General features: G+C 69.9%; 16 protein-coding genes. 4 read left to right on the forward strand and 12 right to left on the reverse strand.

The features are described 5' to 3' along the window. On the reverse strand, positions 1 to 1,362 hold the full coding sequence (locus tag J4573_RS08815; RefSeq protein ID WP_208254779.1) for a hypothetical protein: 1,362 nt from the start codon (positions 1,360 to 1,362) through the stop codon (positions 1 to 3). An 830-nt stretch (positions 1,363 to 2,192) separates the two neighbouring features. Here J4573_RS08815 and J4573_RS08820 point away from each other — a divergent pair. Then, complete coding sequence (locus J4573_RS08820; protein ID WP_208254780.1) at positions 2,193 to 2,864, forward strand: hypothetical protein; 672 nt, start codon at positions 2,193 to 2,195, stop codon at positions 2,862 to 2,864. 84 nt (positions 2,865 to 2,948) lie between these two features. On the opposite strand, the gene J4573_RS08825 is transcribed toward J4573_RS08820, so the two are convergent. Beyond that, positions 2,949 to 3,989, reverse strand: a complete 1,041-nt coding sequence (locus tag J4573_RS08825) for a glycosyltransferase family 2 protein (protein ID WP_208254781.1) — start codon at positions 3,987 to 3,989, stop codon at positions 2,949 to 2,951. 147 nt (positions 3,990 to 4,136) lie between these two features. On the opposite strand from J4573_RS08825, the gene J4573_RS08830 reads away from it, so the two are divergent. The 3 genes from J4573_RS08830 to J4573_RS08840 all read left to right on the forward strand — a co-directional run bounded on the left by J4573_RS08830 (position 4,137) and on the right by J4573_RS08840 (position 7,706). After that, positions 4,137 to 4,775, forward strand: coding sequence for an O-methyltransferase (locus J4573_RS08830; protein WP_208254782.1), 639 nt, complete (start codon positions 4,137 to 4,139; stop codon positions 4,773 to 4,775). A gap of 100 nt (positions 4,776 to 4,875) precedes the next feature. After that, positions 4,876 to 6,348 (forward strand): arylsulfotransferase family protein, encoded by a 1,473-nt coding sequence (locus J4573_RS08835; protein ID WP_208254783.1) that lies wholly within the window; start codon positions 4,876 to 4,878, stop codon positions 6,346 to 6,348. Further along, positions 6,345 to 7,706 (forward strand): condensation domain-containing protein, encoded by a 1,362-nt coding sequence (locus J4573_RS08840; RefSeq protein WP_208254784.1) that lies wholly within the window; start codon positions 6,345 to 6,347, stop codon positions 7,704 to 7,706. The genes J4573_RS08835 and J4573_RS08840 overlap by 4 nt, the downstream gene beginning before the upstream one ends. A gap of 50 nt (positions 7,707 to 7,756) precedes the next feature. On the opposite strand, the gene J4573_RS08845 is transcribed toward J4573_RS08840, so the two are convergent. From J4573_RS08845 to J4573_RS08890, 10 genes are all read right to left on the reverse strand, one after another. Continuing rightward, positions 7,757 to 8,356 carry a hypothetical protein gene (locus J4573_RS08845; RefSeq protein WP_208254785.1) on the reverse strand — a complete coding sequence of 200 codons (600 nt, stop codon included), beginning with the start codon at positions 8,354 to 8,356 and terminating at the stop codon, positions 7,757 to 7,759. Then, the gene (locus tag J4573_RS08850; protein ID WP_208254786.1) at positions 8,346 to 9,401 is read right to left on the reverse strand and encodes a hypothetical protein; all 1,056 of its coding nucleotides are present in this window, start codon (positions 9,399 to 9,401) and stop codon (positions 8,346 to 8,348) included. Before J4573_RS08850 ends, J4573_RS08845 begins: the two co-directional genes overlap by 11 nt. Continuing rightward, a complete protein-coding gene (locus J4573_RS08855; protein WP_208254787.1) occupies positions 9,398 to 10,495 on the reverse strand; it encodes a Gfo/Idh/MocA family protein in 1,098 nt (365 codons plus the stop codon). The genes J4573_RS08850 and J4573_RS08855 overlap by 4 nt, the downstream gene beginning before the upstream one ends. Positions 10,496 to 10,568: 73 nt before the next feature. After that, complete coding sequence (locus J4573_RS08860; protein ID WP_208254788.1) at positions 10,569 to 11,849, reverse strand: DegT/DnrJ/EryC1/StrS family aminotransferase; 1,281 nt, start codon at positions 11,847 to 11,849, stop codon at positions 10,569 to 10,571. A gap of 107 nt (positions 11,850 to 11,956) precedes the next feature. Next, positions 11,957 to 13,219, reverse strand: a complete 1,263-nt coding sequence (locus J4573_RS08865) for a sulfate adenylyltransferase subunit 1 (RefSeq protein WP_208254789.1) — start codon at positions 13,217 to 13,219, stop codon at positions 11,957 to 11,959. Beyond that, entirely contained in the window at positions 13,219 to 14,115 is an 897-nt protein-coding gene (gene cysD / locus J4573_RS08870; RefSeq protein WP_208254790.1) for a sulfate adenylyltransferase subunit CysD, read from the reverse strand. Before cysD ends, J4573_RS08865 begins: the two co-directional genes overlap by 1 nt. Beyond that, entirely contained in the window at positions 14,115 to 14,876 is a 762-nt protein-coding gene (locus tag J4573_RS08875; protein WP_208254791.1) for a thioesterase II family protein, read from the reverse strand. The genes cysD and J4573_RS08875 overlap by 1 nt, the downstream gene beginning before the upstream one ends. Further along, complete coding sequence (locus J4573_RS08880) at positions 14,876 to 15,526, reverse strand: sulfotransferase family protein (RefSeq protein WP_208254792.1); 651 nt, start codon at positions 15,524 to 15,526, stop codon at positions 14,876 to 14,878. Before J4573_RS08880 ends, J4573_RS08875 begins: the two co-directional genes overlap by 1 nt. A 46-nt stretch (positions 15,527 to 15,572) precedes the next feature. Beyond that, positions 15,573 to 16,616, reverse strand: a complete 1,044-nt coding sequence (locus J4573_RS08885; protein WP_208254793.1) for a type III polyketide synthase — start codon at positions 16,614 to 16,616, stop codon at positions 15,573 to 15,575. Between the two features lie 412 nt (positions 16,617 to 17,028). Next, on the reverse strand, positions 17,029 to 17,640 hold the full coding sequence (locus J4573_RS08890) for a helix-turn-helix transcriptional regulator (protein ID WP_243772755.1): 612 nt from the start codon (positions 17,638 to 17,640) through the stop codon (positions 17,029 to 17,031). Positions 17,641 to 17,828 lie beyond the last annotated feature (188 nt).

Consider the following 17,828-nt stretch of genomic DNA (forward strand, 5'->3'; position numbering starts at 1 on the left):
TCAGCGCACGGTGATGTAGACATACCGGCTGGTGACCGGAAGGTCATTCCCGTCGCCGGCGAAGTGGGCTTTCCACGTGCCGCTCCTCGCGGCCTTCGCACTGACCTTGAACGAGCCCGATCCACGCAGGACGACGGTCTTGACCTTTCTCCAGGACCGCGAGCCCCTAGGTCTGAAATAGACGGTGACAGGCCCGATGGCGCGCCCCTTTCCGATGCGTCCGAGCCCCTGCACCGTTCCGGTGATCGTGAGGGTTCGGCCCTTCCGGACCGAGGTGGGCGTTGCCTTGAACGCGATGAACCGGCTGGCCGTGGGCTTGCGGATCCCGACGAAGATGGAGGAGGTCCTTGCGGGGGTGTATCTGGCATCACCGTCGAAGCTCATACGCCAGTGGCCGGCGGCCCGGGTCTGCACCGCGATGTCGGCCATGCCCTCGCGATCGGTGGCACGGGAGAACCGGGTACGTGCCCAGGTCGTACCGTCAGCGGAGAACTCCAGCCATGCCCGGCGACCGGTCAGCGTCTGCTGGCTCCCAGGGTTCCAGCCCCACAGATCCGCCCCGAGATGGAACGTGTCGCCCGGCAGTACGTCATAGCCTCTGCCGTTCCAGTGAGCGTTCAGGCCGAAGTTGTTGAAGCCGCTCCTGTAGAGCAGATGGGCGGGATCCCGCACCGAGACGGTCACCTGCGCCGGAGCGAAGGCCAGCGCACCGGGAACGAACCCGAGCTTCCACGACGTGGCAGCACCGGCCCGGAACGTGGCGATGAAGCTACCGTCGGCTTTGGTACGCCAGGGAACCTGCGCCGGCTGACCGTCCGGTCGAAAGAAGCTGATCGGACGGTCACCCATGGGAACCCAGTCGCCACCCGTGGTCTGGCGCTCCAGCCGACCGGTGATCTGGGCGATGTCACCACCGGCGGGTTGGGCCGGCGAGAGCGTCCCGCTGAGCCGTGTGCGCGCGGTCGTCACGGTCACCGGAACGGCTGCGCTCTTGACTCCGGCAGCCGACTGGGCGAGCACCGTGCCGTCCTGGTCGACCGTCAGGTCACCGGCGAACCGCCCGGAGGAATCCGTGATCGCGTCTGCGTAACCGACCAACGTCGTGCCCGCGCGCTCCTGGACGTCGATGAACTCGTCCGGCAATGACCGCGGCGTTCCATCGTCGTCCACAGTCACCAGCCGGCCGCTGAAATGAACCCTGTGATCGGCATCGGCGTGGGAGGGCCAGACGGTGAAGTCATCGATGCGGGCCGCACCCGCGCTTCGCACCGCGACCGCTGTTGCCGCCACGGCCGAACTCGCCGCGAACGGCGGTACGACCGCGACGGCAACGACAATGACCGGACAGGCCAGAACCCGCATGACGACCTCCACCGGCCCGCCAAAGTGATGAGCCCGAATCGGGTGATGATCACTTATAGCAGCCCATACGTCACATGCGACTGTTACACCCGGTCGAGGCCACATCAGGACAATGCGGGGTCAATGTCAGATCCCGAGGCCATCATGCTACCGGCGTTCCGCGCTGAAGTCGGCGGCGCGGGCGTTGACGTCGCGAATGGACTCCGATCCCGCTTCTCCGGGTTATCCCAGTCGGCAATAACAATTCTCCCACTGCCGAGCCATGCTGCAGTTCGTCCGATACCGTGGCCATCATGTCAATGATCCGGCTTCGCCGTCACCAATTCTTCACTCGCGTGGACTCGGCTGGCGACCATTGGGTCGATCCAGCCATGAAAAGCGATCCAACAGTCGAAGTGGACGTAGACCTGCCTGCTCTCCTCAATGTTAACGCGCTTGTGGCATCAGCTAAGGGAGCTACAGGATTCTGGGCCCGGCACCACGAGTTGCGACTCATTCTTTGCTTGACAACCGACAGCGGCCCCCGCCAGGAACTGCGCCTACTTCAACCACAGTTCCAGTCCAGCTCTGGCCATGTTCGCAGGTTGATCTCGGAGAGCGTGGGGCTCGGGCTCCTCGCTGGGAGCGCATCCGAGCTCTATGGATGGCGACCACGGCAGACCATCGTCGCCAACTTCGATGTGTTGCCGACTCGCCTCAAGGGATACAAGACCAACGGCGTGCGCCCCGATCTCTTGTACTCCCTCCCTGGAGGATACATAGCAGGAGAGGCACGCGGACGTTCCTCAAAGGCTCCCGCCGCACCGCCTTCCCAACCTCAAATGAACCGCTTGAACGACCTGCTCGTTTGGTCTGATACCTTCGACAAGCACCCGTTCTTTATGAGCTGGTCATGCCTCACCGGAGACCAGACCATTGTTGATTTCTTCGACTACCGGCTGGAGGAGGGGCCGCGCGATGATCCGCGCCATCAACACTTGGTCGTCGTTCCTGAAGAAGGAGCGCTGGAGCACTACGCCGGATCCCTGGATGCGCTCGCAGATGAATCTGACGAAGACGAACTCTTGGTCGGACAAGGCCGATCTTCCTCCGGCCGGCATGAGCGGCCCGCACAGACGCGGTCCGCCAGACCTTCGGCAGACCCGCAACCTCCTGGCGGTCTCGCGCGGCACATGCGCACGCGCCTTTCCGATGATGAGCAACTGCTCTACGACACAGCGCCACCCCTGACCAACGGGCGTGACAGGCTGCTCGAGCGACAGGTCCGCGGCGCGTGGGCGCCTCTGGACCTGTTCGGACCAACCGGCTACCACTTCTTCCTTGGTGTCCTGGATCGTGGATTCACAGAAGCGGAGGCCGCGGAATGGTCTCGCCCCCGGGATCTGGACGTGTCCATCGAAGCCGGGGTGACAGGCCGTCTTGTATCAGCCGTGACCCGCATCGGCTCAACGGTGCCGCCGCCCTTCAGCGACCTGGTGGATGCAATCGCCCCTTACTCATGACTTTGGGCAGGTCGTGTCCGCCACAGTTCCAAGTGGCTCAATAGCCGGAGACCTTGTGCTTTCCCGTGGTGGCGCGCTCTGGGGTTAGAGGGGTTGGCCGGGGGTGTGGGTGGGGGTGCGCTCGGAGGCGGGGACCAGGGACTGCCAGTCCTTGAGGGTGGTGCCTTGCTTGCGTTCGCCGGGGTACATGTTCGGGAGCAGGTGGTATTGCTCTGTGTACGCCAGTTCGAGCATGCGGAGGCGTTTTCGTAGGCGCTTCTTAATGAAGGCGTCTGTGGTGCCGGTGTAGCGGCTCTCGGCTGCCTGGCGGAACTTCTGCTCTGTGCGCTCCCTGTCACGGAGGGGGAAGTGGTGCATGAGCAGGGACGCGGAGCTTTCGACGATGGGGCGGGCGGGGGACGCCTGGATTGTGTGGCGGCCGGGGGTGAAGGCCAGGTCGCCGGGGTTTCGCAGGAGGACCATCTGGTGCTTCCAGTGGGCCTCGGGGCAGAACGCGATGGTGTGGGGGCGGGCCATGCGGAGTTCGTCCAGCGGGTGGTGGCGGGGCAGGGGGGCTGAGGTGCGGCTCGGGTAGTGCTCCAGGACGCGGCTGCCGATGGTGTCCACCGAGGGTGGGAGGGTGCTGACGAGGTCGCGGATGGTGGTGCCGTCCGGGCCTCGGGGGAACTCGTCCGCGTCCACGACGATCCACCAGACCGGGCGGCCGGCCGTTGCCGTTTGGTCGTTCATGAACTCGGTGATGCGGCGGGTGCGGCGCTGTTCTTCGAACGTGCCCTCGCTGGCGTCCTGGATGAGGGTCGCCCCTGCGATTTTGGCTTCGGTGACGGTGTCGTCGTCGGACTCGTCGTCTACGACGAAGACCTCGTCCACGCCCTGGAGGAACAGGTTGCGGACGGTCGCGTAGATGACGTCGTCCTCGTTCCAGACCGTGGTCAGGCCGTAGATGAGGGGTTCGGTGGGGGTTTCCAGGCGGTCTGCTTCGAAGCGCTGCCAGGTGTTGATCTGGCGGCGGCGCCAGGCGGGGGGTGGCGGGTTTCTCTTGGTGGCGTGCGCGCGGAGCATCTTGAGCAGGTGGAACGGCACTTCGCGAGGGTTGACGGCGAAGGGCGGTTCGGGGTTCGTCATGCCGGTCCTCCCGTCGGCGGCTTGAACGATGGTGCGAGACCGGGGCCGGGAGGGGAATGGTCTTGTGGGCGGACGTTTGGGCGGGGCGCCCGAACGTGCGCCTGAACGTGGCTGGGGCGGGAAAGACGGCGGAGTTAGCGTCCGGCCATGAACATCACGCATCCCGACATCCGGGACTATCTGCTGGCGCACTGCGCGGAGCCCGATGAAGTGCTCGCCGAGCTCGCGGCCGAGACCCGGGCCAGCGCGCCCAACATGGACACCTCGCACTACGAGGCCGCCCTTCTGACGATGCTCGTCCGCATGATCGGGGCGCGGCGGGTCGTCGGGGTGGGGGTTTTCACGGGGTACACGTCGGTGTGCATCGCGCGGGGGCTGCCGGCGGACGGGCTGCTGGTGGCGTGCGAGATCAACGCCGATTGGGCCGCTGTGGCGCAGAAGCACTTCGCCAAGGCGGGGGTGGCCGACCGGATCGATCTTCGGGTGGCGCCGGCGCTGGAGACGCTCCAGAGCCTGCCGAAAGAGCCTGTGCTGGACCTCGGGTACATCGGGGCCGACAAGGTCAACCACCTTCGGTATTACGAGGAGGTTCTCGCCCGGCTGCGGCCTGGCGGCGTGATCCTGCTCGGGGACGCGCTGCGCGGCGGGCACGTGGTCGATCCGGAGTGCCAGACGGCCGACGTGGTGGCGTTGCGGGAGCTGAACGACGCCGTCGCGCGGGACGAGCGGGTCGAGTCGGTCATCGTCGCGACGGGTGACGGGGCCACGATCGTCCGGAAGCGGTGACCATCCGGGCAGGGGCGTTCGGGCGGTGATCGGGGGCTTATGAGGCCCGCGCCGGGCTCCTGATGATGAGGGTTCCGTACCCGCTCGAACAGGAGAACACGTGACAGGCACAGTGGAGACCCCTCAGGCAGGTCCGGGAACCGCTCAGGCAGGTCCGGGAACCGCTCAGGCAGGCTCGGGGGCCGCGACGGGCACCGTGCAGGACGGTCCGGAGACCACGGCACTGCCGGCCTACGCGGACATTCCGAAGATCAAGGTGACCCTGGCGCGGGACGGCGTCGCGCCCGGGTACCTGTTCCTTACGCCGCAGTCCATCTTCGAGCCCGAGGTGCCGCACGGGCCGCAGATCGTGGACGACCGGGGGCGGCTGGTGTGGTTCCGGCCCGTTCCCGAGGGCCAGTACGCCACCAACATCCGGGTGCAGGAGTACCAGGGCCAGCCCGTACTGACGTGGTGGCAGGGCACGGCGACCAGCACCGGCGTCGGGATCGGCAAGGCCTACATCGCCGACCGCAACTACAACGTCATCGCGACCATCGAGGCGGGCGGCGGCGAGCCGGTCGACCTGCACGACCTGGTGCTGACCGACCGCGGCACCGCGGTGCTGGTCAGCTACCAGCTCAAGCAGCACGACCTGTCCCCCATCGGCGGGGCCGCCGACGCCGTCGCGATCGACAGCGTGGTCGAGGAGATCGACATCGCGACGGGCGAGGTGCTGCTGCACTGGAGCGGGCTGGAGCGGGTGCCGCTGGAGGAGAGCGACATGCCCGCGATCATCGCGGGCGACGACCCGTACGACCACCTGCACGTGAACGCGCTCGGCATCGATACCGACGGCCACCTGATCATCACGGCGCGGAGCAACTCGGCGCTGTACAAGGTCGACCGGGACAGCGGAGAGATCCTCTGGAAGCTCGGCAGCGGGTACAGCACGTTCGTGCTGGACGTCGGGGTCCGCTGCAACTGGCAGCACGACGGGCAGCCGGTCGGCGACGGCGTCTACCGGATCTTCGACAACGGGGCGAACGACTACTTCATCGGCTACGAGTCGCGGATCACGTGGATCCACGCCGACGAGAAGACCGGCGTGGCGACGCACGTGAAGACGATCACGCACCCCGAGCACCTGTCGTCGATCGCCGAGGGCAACGCGCAGGAGCTGCCGAACGGGAACGTCGTCGTCGGGTGGGGCCGAGCCGGACGGATCTCGGAATTCGCTTCCGACGGTGAGCTGTTGTTCGATGCGAAGACCCCGGCCGGGAAGGGCTGGACCACCTACCGGGCGTACCGGTTCGAGTGGGACGGGCGGCCTGGCACCCCGCCCGAGGCGGTCGTCGAGGGCGGCCAGGTGCACGCCGTCTGGAACGGCGCGACCGGCGTCGCCCAGTGGCGTCTCCTCGCGGGCTCAGACCAGAGTGACCTGCGTCCCGTCGAGACCGTCGACTGGAACGGCCTGGACACCTCGATCGCGCGCCCGGACGGGGCGGCGGTGGTCCAGGTGGAGGCGCTCGACGCCGGTGGCCACGTTCTGGGGACCTCCCCCGTGACGCCCGTCACGCCTACGGAACGGTGAGCGTTCACGAGGTCCCGTTCGCCGGCTCACGGTCGGGCACGTTCCCCTGTACGTGGGGGCAGCTCGACATGTGGCGCGAGATACAGCGGGAGGGAGACCCGGCGCACGGCAACGTGGTCGGCGGCGGCTACCTCCCTCCCGGGCACTCGCCGGAACGCGTGATGGACGTGCTCCGCGCGCTGGTCGAACGGCACGACACGTTGCGCACGCGGTTCCGTCCGAGCGACGACGGGCGGCTCGTCCAGCATGTCGCCGGAACGGGCGTGCTGCCGATCGAGGTGCACGATCTCGGCGACGATCCCGAGGCGCTCGTGGGCCGCTGGGCCGCCGACTTCCAGAGCACGCCGTACGACCTGGCCGCCGACCTGCCGTTCCAGGTGCGCATCGGGACGGCGGGGCCGGACGCCCGGCTGCTGATGTTCGGGACGCCGCATCTGACGGTGGACATGCTCGGCAGCCGGGTCCTGTTCGACGAACTGCTGCACGGGCTGGACGGCATGCCGCCGCCCGGCCCGCCCGGCCTGCAGCCCGCCGAGGTGGCCGAGCTCGAACGGTCCACGACGGGCCGGCGGACGCTGCGGCGGGCCCTCGACCACTGGCGCGCCGTTCTCGATGACGCGCCGCCCGCGGGGTTCACGGGCCCCGAGCACGCGCCGGAGAGCACGCGCTACTGGCAGGGCGGCATCGTCTCGCGGGCGGTGCCGAGGGCGGTCGAGACCCTGGCCGCCCGGTACGGCGTGAGCACCTCGCACGTCCTGCTGGGGGCGATGGCGGCGCTGGTCGGCCGGCGTACGGGGGCGCAGCGCTGCCTGGTGCGGATGGTCGTCGGCAACCGGGGGCGGCCCGAGCTGCGGAACGCGGTGGGGTCGCTCAGCCAGGAGGTCGTCGCGTCCGTCGACCTGGTGGCCGACCGGTTCGAGGACCTCGTGCGCGCCGCCCGGGTGTCGGCGCTGCGGGCGATGCGGCACGGCCGGTACGACCCGGACCTGGCGGCGGCGATCGTCGCCGGGGCGGGCGCGGAGCTGGACGTCTACTTCAACGACATGTGGTCGGCGACGCGCGGCGGGCGCGGTGCTCCCGGCGGTGCGGCGCCCGCGACGGGCACGGAGGAGACGGTGTTCGCGTGGGAGGAACGCCTCGAGCGCGCGAGCGTCGCCTTCTTCTTCGAGGTCCACGACGTGATCAACGATCCGGCGGCCGTACGGCTGAGCCTGCTGACCGACACGGCGCACGTGCCGGCGTCCGAGCTGCGGGAGCTGCTGTTCGCGGTCGAACGGACGCTGGTGGCGCTCGTCGCCGACGACGCCGGCGGCCTCGACCGGCTCCCCCTCGACGCGAACGCCGCGGCGGGCACCTGATCAAAGGAAAGGAGCGGCGGCCGGGTCCCGGCCGCCGCTCCTTCACACATTCAGATCTTCGGCTTCAGATCTTCGGCCTTCAGCACGGCCGCGCGGCGTTCCTGCTCGTAATACAGCTCAAGCTCCGCGGGCACGTCCGCGTGCGGGGACAGGAACGAGGGCACCAGGTCCCGCCGGTACGTCTCCCATGCCGCACCGGGGTGGTGCCGCCGGGTCGAGGCGGGCAGCGTACGGCCGCCGGTGGCCCAGGTCTCGGCCGTGTCCATCGCCTCCAGCGCCTTGTCCAGGCCGAGGTGTGCGACTTCCAGCCAGGTCACCGCGCGGGTCGTGAACTCGGCGTTCGCGAGCGCCGGCGTACGTTCCGCCGTGAGGACGATCAGCAGCACCGCCCGCGCCGTCACCGCCTCGCAGGCCAGCATGTGCAGGACAGGCCCGGGCTCGGCGGGGTCATCGCGGAACGGCGGGGACCACGCCCGCCGCTGCCCGCCCGGACCCAACGGGCCGCGCGGGCCGCACTCCGGACACGGAACGAACTGGACGAGGACGGTCGTGCCGCGTTCGCCGAACTCCACGCGGGGCGCGGTGAGCAGCCCGGCGGCGGCCTCGCGGCGCGCCATCCGGGCCACCACGGCCGTGGTCTCAGGACGCATGAACGGACCTCCGATCCCGTATGCCCTGCTTCAGCGCGGCCGTCGCGAGTGAAACGCAGTCGCCGGACGCCGCCCGGTCCTCGGCGGCGAGCCCCTGGTCGATCCACGAGCTGAGGGCCGCGTGGACCAGCGGGCCGTCGCCCGTGGCGTCCGGGGCGAGACCGGCGACGTCGGCGCCGAGCAGGTAACCGGCCGCCCAGACCTCGGACATCACCGCGACCAGCCCGGCAGGCAACCCCGCCAGATGCGGCGCACCCGCATCCAGAACGGCGTCGGGATCGAGCCCTGTCAAAGGGCAGGCGTCATACCAATACCAAGGGAACTTGTGCTCGACCGGATCTCCGTGGACGCGCCGGATCGAGCAGATCGAGCCGTGCAGCTCCACCCCGTACGACCCCGGCGGCAACTCAACATCAGCATCCGGAGAACCGGACCAAGCCAGGTCCGGGGCGTAGACGGCGGCGCGGAGACCGTCGTGGTGTCCCTCGACCAGCGACTGGTCGTGCCCGGAGTCCAGCAGGTGCGGGACGGTCGCCACCACGGGGATGCCGCGCTCCCGGCAGAAGATGACGATCATCTCGTCGTCGTCCTGGACCTCGTCCGGGATCCCCGCCAGGTACTCGGCGAGGGCCCGTGCCTCCGCGACGGGCAGCACGAATCCCTGCGTGGGCGTCCACTCGTACGGCGACAGCGGCGCGTAGGCGGCGCCCGCGACCGCCGCGCGCCGCACCAGGTAGGAGTTGTGCGGCGTGTGCCAGAGGCAGAACAGCGAGACGCCGTGCTCGGGCCGCAGCCCGACCGCCGCGTTCAGCTGCTCGGCGAAGCCGGGCGCGGGCTTCACGTCGTCCTGCAGAACGAGGTGGTGCGTCGCGCCCGGCTCGATCGCCGCCCAGGCCCGTTTGGCCGTACGGAGCGGGCTCGGCCGGCCGCCGGGGTCGGGGTCGCTGACGACCTTCGGCTCCAGCGGCGCGCACGCCCGGACCAGCGCGGGGATCCGGTCGGCCCGGCGCGGATGGTGCATGATGGCCGCGCTGATCTTGATCATCCGGCGATGGTCTTCCCATGGGCTCGTGCCGCCTCGTACAGCCGGTTCAGCGTCTCGACGTCGAGCGCGGCGTCGGCGGCGGTGCTGACGCAGGGCACGCCCTCGGTCAGCACGGCGAAGAAGTGTTCCAGCTCGGCCTTGAACGGGTCGACGAACGAGCCGAGCGTCGACGAGCTCACCAGCGTCCCGTCCTGCACGGTCGACCGGGACAGCTTCGCGGGCCAGCTCTTGAGGTAGATCGACGGGTACTCCAGAAGGTAGGTCGACGCTCCCGTCACGGCCCTGAACTCCTCGACGTACCCGCCCGCGACGGTGTCGAGCGTCAGCACGCTCATGCTCGCGTGCACGCCTTCACCGTCGAGGCCGCCCGCGCCGCCGCCGGACCACGTCGCCTCGATGCCGCGCCGGTCCAGGACGTCCGACACGGTACGGATCTCGGGCCGGTCGATGCCGGTGAGCACGCGCAGGCAGTAGACCTCGTGGATCGCCAGGTTGAACAGGAGCTCCTCGCGGAAGAACTCCCAGGACCCGCCCCAGCTGGGCGCGCGGTCCTCCACGACCGTCGCCGGGGGCGCCCAGTCGAGCGGCCGGACGATGTCGTGGTGCGCGCGGTAGTAGTAGTCCCACGGCAGCGAGGCCTCGGCGCGCAGGTAGATCGGCCCCTGCTCCCGGCCGAGCGCGGCCTTCAGGTCGTCGAAGGCGGTGTCGAACAGGCGGCTGTAGCCGACCATGACGGTCCGCCCGGCCTCCTCCGCCCGCCGCGCGATGGCCCACGCGTCCTCGGTGGAGTAGCACAGCGGCTTCTCCACGAAGACGTCCATGCCGGCGTCGATCGCGTCGTTGATGAGGGTCACGTGGTCGCCCGAGGTCAGCACGACCAGGACGTCCGCGGGGCTCTGCGCCAGCATCTCCCGGTGGTCGGTGAACGCTCCCTCGATCCCGAACCGGTCCGCGACCGTCTTCAGGACGTGCGGGTCGCGTTCGCAGATCGCGCGGACCTCGCACGCGTCGGAGAGTTCGAGCAGGTGCGGCAGGTGCATGAGCTGCGCGATCTCGCCGCAGCCGACAACGTCGACGGTGAGCCGTCGTCCCATCGTGTTCGCCTTCCGTTCGTGGAGCCTCAGGGGCAGAGCGTCAGAGCCTCAAAGCGTCAGAGCGTCAGAGCGGCTAGAGCAGGTGGGCGGCGGCGATCTTGCGCAGCGCGTCGCTGATGACCTCGACGTCGCGCTGCCCGCCGAGCAGCAGGAAGTGCGGCAGGGTGAGGTGCTGTTCGCGGGCCGCGAGCGACGCCGGCAGGTCGAACTTGCGGGGGTCCAGCCGCCCGAGCAGTTCGGGGTCGTACTTCTGCGGCGATCCGAACGGGTTGTAGAGCGTGCAGTCGTTCAGCGGATCGTGCAGCGGCTCGCACGTCACCGCGAGCTCGGCGCACAGCTCCGTGCGCATCGTCTCGACCTCTTCGGGGCTGACGCGGTCGTCCACCCGGATGCAGTAGCGGTAGTACGTCCGCTTGGTGCAGCCGTCCTGGAGCGGGATGGGCGAGAACGCGTCGATCTCGCCGAGAAAGGTGTCCAGCCGCGCGGCGGTCCAGCGGCGGCGCTCGTTCTCGGCGTCCAGCTGCCGGAGGCGGCCGAGCAGCACCGCGGCCTGGATCTCCGACAGGCACAGGTTGCGGCCCTGGACGTGCCCGAGGTCGCGCAGGTTGGGGTCGCCGATCGCGGGGTCGTCGGTGTAGACGCGGCCGTCGGCGCGGTACTGCTCCATCAGCCCGGCGAGCGCCGGGTCGGCGGTGACGGCCGCGCCGCCCTCGCCGCAGGTCAGCACCTTCGACTCCTGCATGCTGTACGTGCCGACCGCGCCGTACGTCCCGACCGGCCGGCCGCGGTACTCGGCGCCGTGCGCCTGCGCGCAGTCCTCGATGAGGGCGAGGCCGTGCCGCCGCGACAGCTCCATGAACGCGTCCAGGTCGGCGGTGTTGGCCGCGTAGTGAACGAGGAGGATCGCCTCGGTCCGCGGGGTCACCGCGGCTGCGGCCGCCTCCGGCGACATGCAGAGCGTGCCGGGGTCCACGTCCACCAGGATCGGCACGAGCCCGGCGCCCGCGACGGCCGAGGCGCAGGCCACCCAGGTGAGCCCGGGGACGAGCACCTCCGCGCCGCGGCTGAGGCCGAGGCCCTCGAACGCGATCGTCAGCGCGCTCGTGCCGCTGGTCGTCGGGATGCAGTGCCCCACGCCGTGGTAGTCGGCGAACGCGCGGGCGAAGCGCCGCTCGTACAGCTCCTCGCCGGTGTGCATCTCGCTGATCGCCCAGCGGCCGCTCCGCAGCGCGCCGAGCACGATGCGCTCGGTCTCGTCGTCGAGCGCCGGCCACGCGGGCCACGGAGTGGTGCGCGCCGGGACGCCTCCGTGCAGCGCGAGTTCACCGGTCCGTTCGTTCAGCGTTTCGCTCATGCGGAATCACCTGACCTCTGGGGAAATTCGAGAACGGTGGAAGAGAAGGCGGGAAGTGAAGGCGGGAAGTGAAGGCGGGAAGAGAACGGTGGAGATCGCAGTGACGCTCAGCCGTGTCCGGTGAGCATTCCTGCGCCGACGGTGTTGTTGGTGGCCTCGTCGATGAGGATGAAGCCGCCGGTGAGGCGGTTGCGGCCGTAGTCGTCGACGAACAGCGGCTGGGTGACGCGCAGGCTGATGCGGCCGATCTCGTTCAGGCCGAGCGCGGTGGCCCGCTCGTCGCGGTGCAGCGTGTTGACGTCGAGCCGGTAGTTGAGGTCCTTGACCATCGCCCGCGCGGTCCGCGTCGTGTGCTTGATGATCAGCTTCATCCGCGGCGCCAGCCGGAGGTCGGGCGTCATCCAGCAGACCATCGCGTCCAGGTCCTGGGCGGTCTCGGGCCGGTTGTTGGGCCGGGCGATCATGTCGCCGCGCGAGATGTCGAGCTCGTCGGCCAGCCGCAGCGTGACCGACATCGGCGCGTACGCCTCGTCCAGCGGCCCGGCCAGACCGTCGATGTGCGTGATCGTCGTGGTCAGCCCGGACGGCAGGTGAACGACCTCGTCACCCGGCTTCAGCACGCCGCCCGCGACCTGGCCCGCGTAGCCCCGGTAGTCGTGCAGCTCGAGGTCGGTCGAGGCGTGCGGGCGGATGACGTACTGCACGGGAAACCGCACGTCGATCAGGTTGCGATCGGAGGCGATGTGCACATGCTCCAGGTGATGAAGGAGAGACGGCCCCTCGTACCAGGGCATGTTCATGCTGCGCTCCACCACGTTGTCGCCGTACAGCGCCGACAGCGGGATGAACGTCAGATCCCCGATCTCCAGCTTCGAGGCGAACGCGGTGAACTCCTCGACGGCCTTGTCGAAGACGCCCTTGTCGTAATCGACGAGGTCCATCTTGTTGACGGCGACGACGAGATGCGGAACGCGCAGCAACGTGGCGATCAGAGCGTGCCGCCGGGACTGCTCCAGAATCCCCTTGCGCGCGTCCACCAGAACGACCGCCAGGTCCGCCGTGGACGCGCCGGTCACCATGTTCCGCGTGTACTGCATGTGCCCTGGGGTGTCGGCGATGATGAACTTGCGCCGGGGCGTCGCGAAATAGCGGTAGGCGACGTCGATCGTGATGCCCTGCTCCCGTTCGGCCCGCAGGCCATCGGTCAGCAGCGCGAGGTTGGTGAGCTCCTCGCCCCGGTCGGCGCTCGCACGCTCCACCGCCTCCAGCTGGTCCTCGAAGATCGACTTGGAGTCGAACAGCAGCCGGCCGATCAGCGTGGACTTGCCGTCGTCCACCGATCCGGCCGTGGCGAACCGCAGGATGTCCATCAGAAGTAGCCCTCCTTCTTGCGGTCCTCCATCGCGGCCTCGCCGGTCCGGTCGTCGGCGCGCGTCTGCCCGCGTTCGGTGATCCGGGTGGCCGCGATCTCCTCGATCACGTCTTCCAGGCCGGTGGCGTTGGACTTCACCGCGCCCGTGCAGGACGCGTCCCCGACCGTGCGGTAGCGGACCATCGCCTCGAAGGCGGGCTCGTCCTCGGCCCGGTTGGCGTACTCGATGTCGGCCAGCAGCATCCCGTCGCGCTCGAACACCATCCGGGTGTGCGCGAAGTAGATCGACGGGAGCTCCAGCCCCTCGCGCCGGGCGTAGTCCCAGATGTCCAGCTCGGTCCAGTCCGACAGCGGGAACACGCGGACGTGCTCGCCCTGCCGGACGCGGGTGTTGTACAGATTCCACAGCTCGGGACGCTGGTTCTTGGGGTCCCACTGGCCGAACTCGTCGCGGAAGGACACCACGCGTTCCTTCGCGCGGGCCTTCTCCTCGTCCCGCCGCGCCCCGCCGAACGCCGCGTCGAAGCGGTGCTCCTCGATCGCGTCCAGCAGCGTCGTCGTCTGCAGCCGGTTGCGGGACGCGCGGCGGCCGGTCGGCTCCACGACACGGCCCGCGTCGATCGAGTCCTGAACGGAGGCGACGACCAACTGGACCCCGACCCGCGCGACGCAGCGGTCGCGGTACTCGATCACCTCGGGGAAGTTGTGGCCGGTGTCCACGTGCATCACCGGGAACGGGACCGGCGCGGGCCGGAACGCCTTCTCCGCCAGGCGCAGCAGCACGATGCTGTCCTTGCCGCCCGAGAACAGCAGCACCGGGCGTTCGAACTCGGCCGCCACCTCCCGGATGATGTGGACGGCCTCGGCTTCCAGTACGTCGAGTTGGGTCGGCATCAGGGTGTCCCGGAGGGTGTGCGGGCCAGCCCGCCGAGAACGATCTCGGCGACCTGGCTCCGGTAGTCGTCAAGGAAGAAGTGGCCGCCGGCGAAGATGTGCGAGCCGCCGTCGCCGGTCGCGTGCGCGCGCCAGGCGAGCGCGTCCTCGACCGGGGTGAGCGGGTCGTCGTCCCCGGCGAGGACCACGACGCGGCCGTCCAGCGGCGGGCCCGGCGCGTACGAGTAGGTGTCGATCGCCTCGTAGTCGCCGCGCAGCACCGGCAGGATCATCCGGAGGAACGACCGGCTGCTCAGGAGCCTGGCCTCGGTGCCGCCGAGCAGCCGCAGGTCGGACAGGATGTGGTCGTCGCTCATCGGATGGTCGCGTTCCTGCTTGGAGGCCGACGGCGCGCGGCGGCCCGCCGCGAACAGCACGGGCGGCGGCACGGTCAGCCTCCGCGCCACCTCGAACGCCACGATCGCGCCCATGCTGTGCCCGAAGAACGCCGCCGGCGCCGCCACGTCCGGTGCCGTCGCCAGCGCGTTCGCGATCCGTGCGCTCAGCTCGACCAGATCGGTGTGAACGGGCTCGGCGCGGCGGTCCTGCCTGCCGGGATACTGAACGGCGACGACGTCGACGTGCGGGCTGAGCAGTTCCGACAGCGGCTGGTAGGCGTTCGCCGCGCCGCCCGCGTGCGGGAAGCACAGCAACCGGGGCGCGCCCTCGGCGGCCGGATGGAACCGCCGGAACCACCCGCCGCCCGCGCTCGCCGCGCCCATCAGGCAGCCGGGCTCGGGGCCTCGCCGGTGGCGTGCTCGCGCAGCCGGGCGTCGAAGTCCCCCTGGTCGTTGCTGCGGGGGAACGGCTCGGCGGGCACCGGGACGCCGAGGAACGAGCAGAGCGGCTCCCACCCCTCGGTGACCTCGAAGACCAGCAGCCGGTCCTCGGAGAAGTGGTCCCGGACCGCCGCGATGTGCTCGTCGAAGACGCGCAGCGCATGCGCCCGGTCGGGGAAGCGCCCGTCGAAGACGCCGTCCCACACCACGTCGCGCGACATCGCGCGCATCTCGGTGAGGACGGGCGAGGCGGGCGAGTCGTCGATCGCGGCGCGGTGGATGGTGCTGTGCGCGCTGTCGTACCAGCGCTCTGGGTCGCGAACGGTGAGGATGAACTTCGCCTCGGGATAGTGGTCGGCGAGCTCGCGCCAGAAGCGCGCGCCCGGCCAGTCCACCGACGACCGGTAGCCCTCGTACATGGCGTCCCAGTCCACGGGCTTGCCGAGCGCGGCGTCCTGCCAGAGCGAGATCTCCTCGGGCCGGTCGAACAGGCCGAGCATGTGGTGGCAGGGGCCGAACCCGAGCCGTTCCAGCGCGGCCTTCAGCGACAGCGTGCCGGTGCGGCCGAATCCGGCACCGATGACTTCGAGCATGGTTCTCTCCTTCGGTGAACGGTCCTTCTGGTCGTTGAAGAGCCGGTCAGGCGCCGCGCAGCAGGACGGCCCAGATGGTGGCGCCCGGCCCGAACGCCAGGGCCGCGGCGTACTCGCCGGGGCCGAGCGGGCGTGCGTCCTGGAGGCGGCCGAGCACGGCGAGGACGGCCGGTGCGGCGGTGTTGCCGTACTCGCGCATGACGCCGCGCGAGGCCGCGACCGAGTCGTCCGGCAGCTCCAGCTCCTCCGCGACGCGGTCGATGATGCGGCGGCCGCCCGGGTGCAGCGCCCACCAGCGCATGTCGTCGCGGCCGAGGCCGTGCCGGCCGAGCAGCCGGTCGACCGGGCCCGCGACCGCGGACGCGGTCACGTCGGGCATGGTCGGGGCGAGGCGGATCTTCATGCCGTGGTCGCCGACGTGCACCTGGAGGTCGTCGGCGAACTCGGGGACGTAGAGCATCTCCCGGTCCACGACGTCCAGGCCGCGGACGCCCTCCTCCCCCGGGCGGATGACGACCGCGGCGGCGCCGTCGCCGAACAGCGTCAGCACCACCGCCTGTTCCTTGTCGTACGGCCCGGGCTGCAGGTGCGGCGAGAACAGGTCCACGCAGAGCAGCACCGCCGGGCGGCCGTGCAGCGCGACCCAGTCGCGGACGACCGACAGGGCGGGCAGCGCGGCGTAACAGCCCATCGGGCCGAGCGACTGGAACTCGGTGCCGGGCACCATGCCCGTCTCGTCGACGAGCGAGTCCAGCCCGGGCGCGGAGTGCGTCGTGGTGGTGGCGGTCGCCAGCATGCCGATGTCGGCGGGGCGCAGGCCGGCGCGCTGCAACGCGCCCGCGATGGTCTCGCGGCCGAGGACGCGGGCCTCGGCGAGGCTCACTTCCATCCGGCGGGCGGTCCCCCAGGGCCTGGGGTCCTGCACGAACGGGTTGACGGCCATGCCCTTGGCGTCGATGGCCGAGTTGCGCACGACCTCCGTGACGTGCGCGCCACCGGGCCCGTCCGCGAAGAACTCGGCGAACTCCTCCATCTTGACCTGTGGTGGCGAGGCGAAGGCGATGCTGGTGATGCGTGCGGCGGCGGACATGAGGGCCTCCCGGGAACTCGGAGACGGGAACGGGTCGTCCGGGCGGACGTTCCGTCTCCCGGGACTCATGTCATGGTCACGGGGAGGTGCGGTGCGCCGTCAGTCTCCGATGGACGCGCGAGCGGCCGGAGGGATGTGCATGTCCAGATGGCGCGCCCATCGGAGAAACGGGCCTCGTCCGCCGGCGGGGGATCACGCCGGTGCCTGGCGTGGATCGGCGGACGAGAGAAGGAGCGAACGTGAGAAGGGGCGGGAGGCTGGTCAGGCTGTTGGGGGCTGTCAGCCTGGTCAGGCGGGTCGACCTGGTCAGAGGATCAGGCCGTTCAGACGAACTGGCGGGTCATGCGGGTGGAGCGGGTCATGCGAGTCGGGCAGGTCATGCGAGTCGGGCAGGTCGGGCTGAACGGACTGGTCAGGCGGCGGCGATCAGGCCCTGCTTGATGGCGATCACGACGGCCGCGGTGCGGTTGGGCGCGCCGAGCTTGAGCATGACGCTGGTGACCAGGCGCTTGGCGCCGTGGTCGGAGATGGACAGGCGGCGGGCGATCTGCTTGTTGCTGAACCCCTCGGCGAGCAGCGCGAGCGTCTCGTGCTCGCGCGGGGTCAGCATCGCCGAACGGGTCGGGGCGCTCGGCACGGGCGAGCCCGCGCGGGCGAGCAGTTCCCGTCCGACCTGGGCGGGCATCGGCATCTCGCCCGCCATCATCCGTTCGAGCGTCTCGCCCAGGTCGGGCGCCGTCAGGTTCTGCTGGATCACGAACCCGTCGGCGGTCATCACGCCGGTGAAGCCGGTACCGGAGGTCTCGAACTCCTCCATGAGCAGGAGCACCCGCGTACCCGGCCGGGACGCGGTGATCTCGGTGGCCGCCGCGTTCTCGGCGCTGGTCACGACCAGCACGTCGGCGCTGCCGTCGGCGACGGCGCGTTCGGCCTCGGCACGCGAGGTGCAGTGCCTGATGTTCCGGACGTGGGGAAGCATCCGGAGGATGGCCTCCAGGCCGCGTCCGACCACGACGTTCTTCATGTAGATCACGACGCTTACGCTTTGGGTCATAGCGTCTTCGGGCATGTCGTTCACGACCTCCTGGCACGGATGGGGCCGAGCTGGGCGCCCGTCCGTCCGGCTGGACGAGCGCGTGGTCCGTCTCCCGGCACCGGATGGGTGTCGACGGTCGGACCATCCAAACCCGACGGCGCGCCGAACCGCTAGGG

The sequence above is a fragment of the Actinomadura barringtoniae genome, from assembly GCF_017573505.1.
In the GTDB taxonomy this organism is placed as follows: Bacteria; Actinomycetota; Actinomycetes; order Streptosporangiales; family Streptosporangiaceae; genus Spirillospora; species Spirillospora barringtoniae.

Bases quoted from the DNA above. Each gene is read 5' to 3' on its own strand.
- J4573_RS08830 (WP_208254782.1), top strand. From the start codon at position 4,137: ATGAACATCACGCATCCCGACATCCGGGACTATCTGCTGGCGCACTGC.
- J4573_RS08845 (WP_208254785.1), bottom strand. From the start codon at position 8,356: ATGCGTCCTGAGACCACGGCCGTGGTGGCCCGGATGGCGCGCCGCGAG.
- J4573_RS08890 (WP_243772755.1), bottom strand. From the start codon at position 17,640: ATGAAGAACGTCGTGGTCGGACGCGGCCTGGAGGCCATCCTCCGGATG.
- J4573_RS08875 (WP_208254791.1), bottom strand. From the start codon at position 14,876: ATGGGCGCGGCGAGCGCGGGCGGCGGGTGGTTCCGGCGGTTCCATCCG.
- J4573_RS08885 (WP_208254793.1), bottom strand. From the start codon at position 16,616: ATGTCCGCCGCCGCACGCATCACCAGCATCGCCTTCGCCTCGCCACCA.
- J4573_RS08855 (WP_208254787.1), bottom strand. From the start codon at position 10,495: ATGGGACGACGGCTCACCGTCGACGTTGTCGGCTGCGGCGAGATCGCG.
- J4573_RS08815 (WP_208254779.1), bottom strand. From the start codon at position 1,362: ATGCGGGTTCTGGCCTGTCCGGTCATTGTCGTTGCCGTCGCGGTCGTA.
- cysD (WP_208254790.1), bottom strand. From the start codon at position 14,115: ATGCCGACCCAACTCGACGTACTGGAAGCCGAGGCCGTCCACATCATC.
- J4573_RS08880 (WP_208254792.1), bottom strand. From the start codon at position 15,526: ATGCTCGAAGTCATCGGTGCCGGATTCGGCCGCACCGGCACGCTGTCG.
- J4573_RS08825 (WP_208254781.1), bottom strand. From the start codon at position 3,989: ATGACGAACCCCGAACCGCCCTTCGCCGTCAACCCTCGCGAAGTGCCG.
- J4573_RS08850 (WP_208254786.1), bottom strand. From the start codon at position 9,401: ATGATCAAGATCAGCGCGGCCATCATGCACCATCCGCGCCGGGCCGAC.
- J4573_RS08865 (WP_208254789.1), bottom strand. From the start codon at position 13,219: ATGGACATCCTGCGGTTCGCCACGGCCGGATCGGTGGACGACGGCAAG.
- J4573_RS08860 (WP_208254788.1), bottom strand. From the start codon at position 11,849: ATGAGCGAAACGCTGAACGAACGGACCGGTGAACTCGCGCTGCACGGA.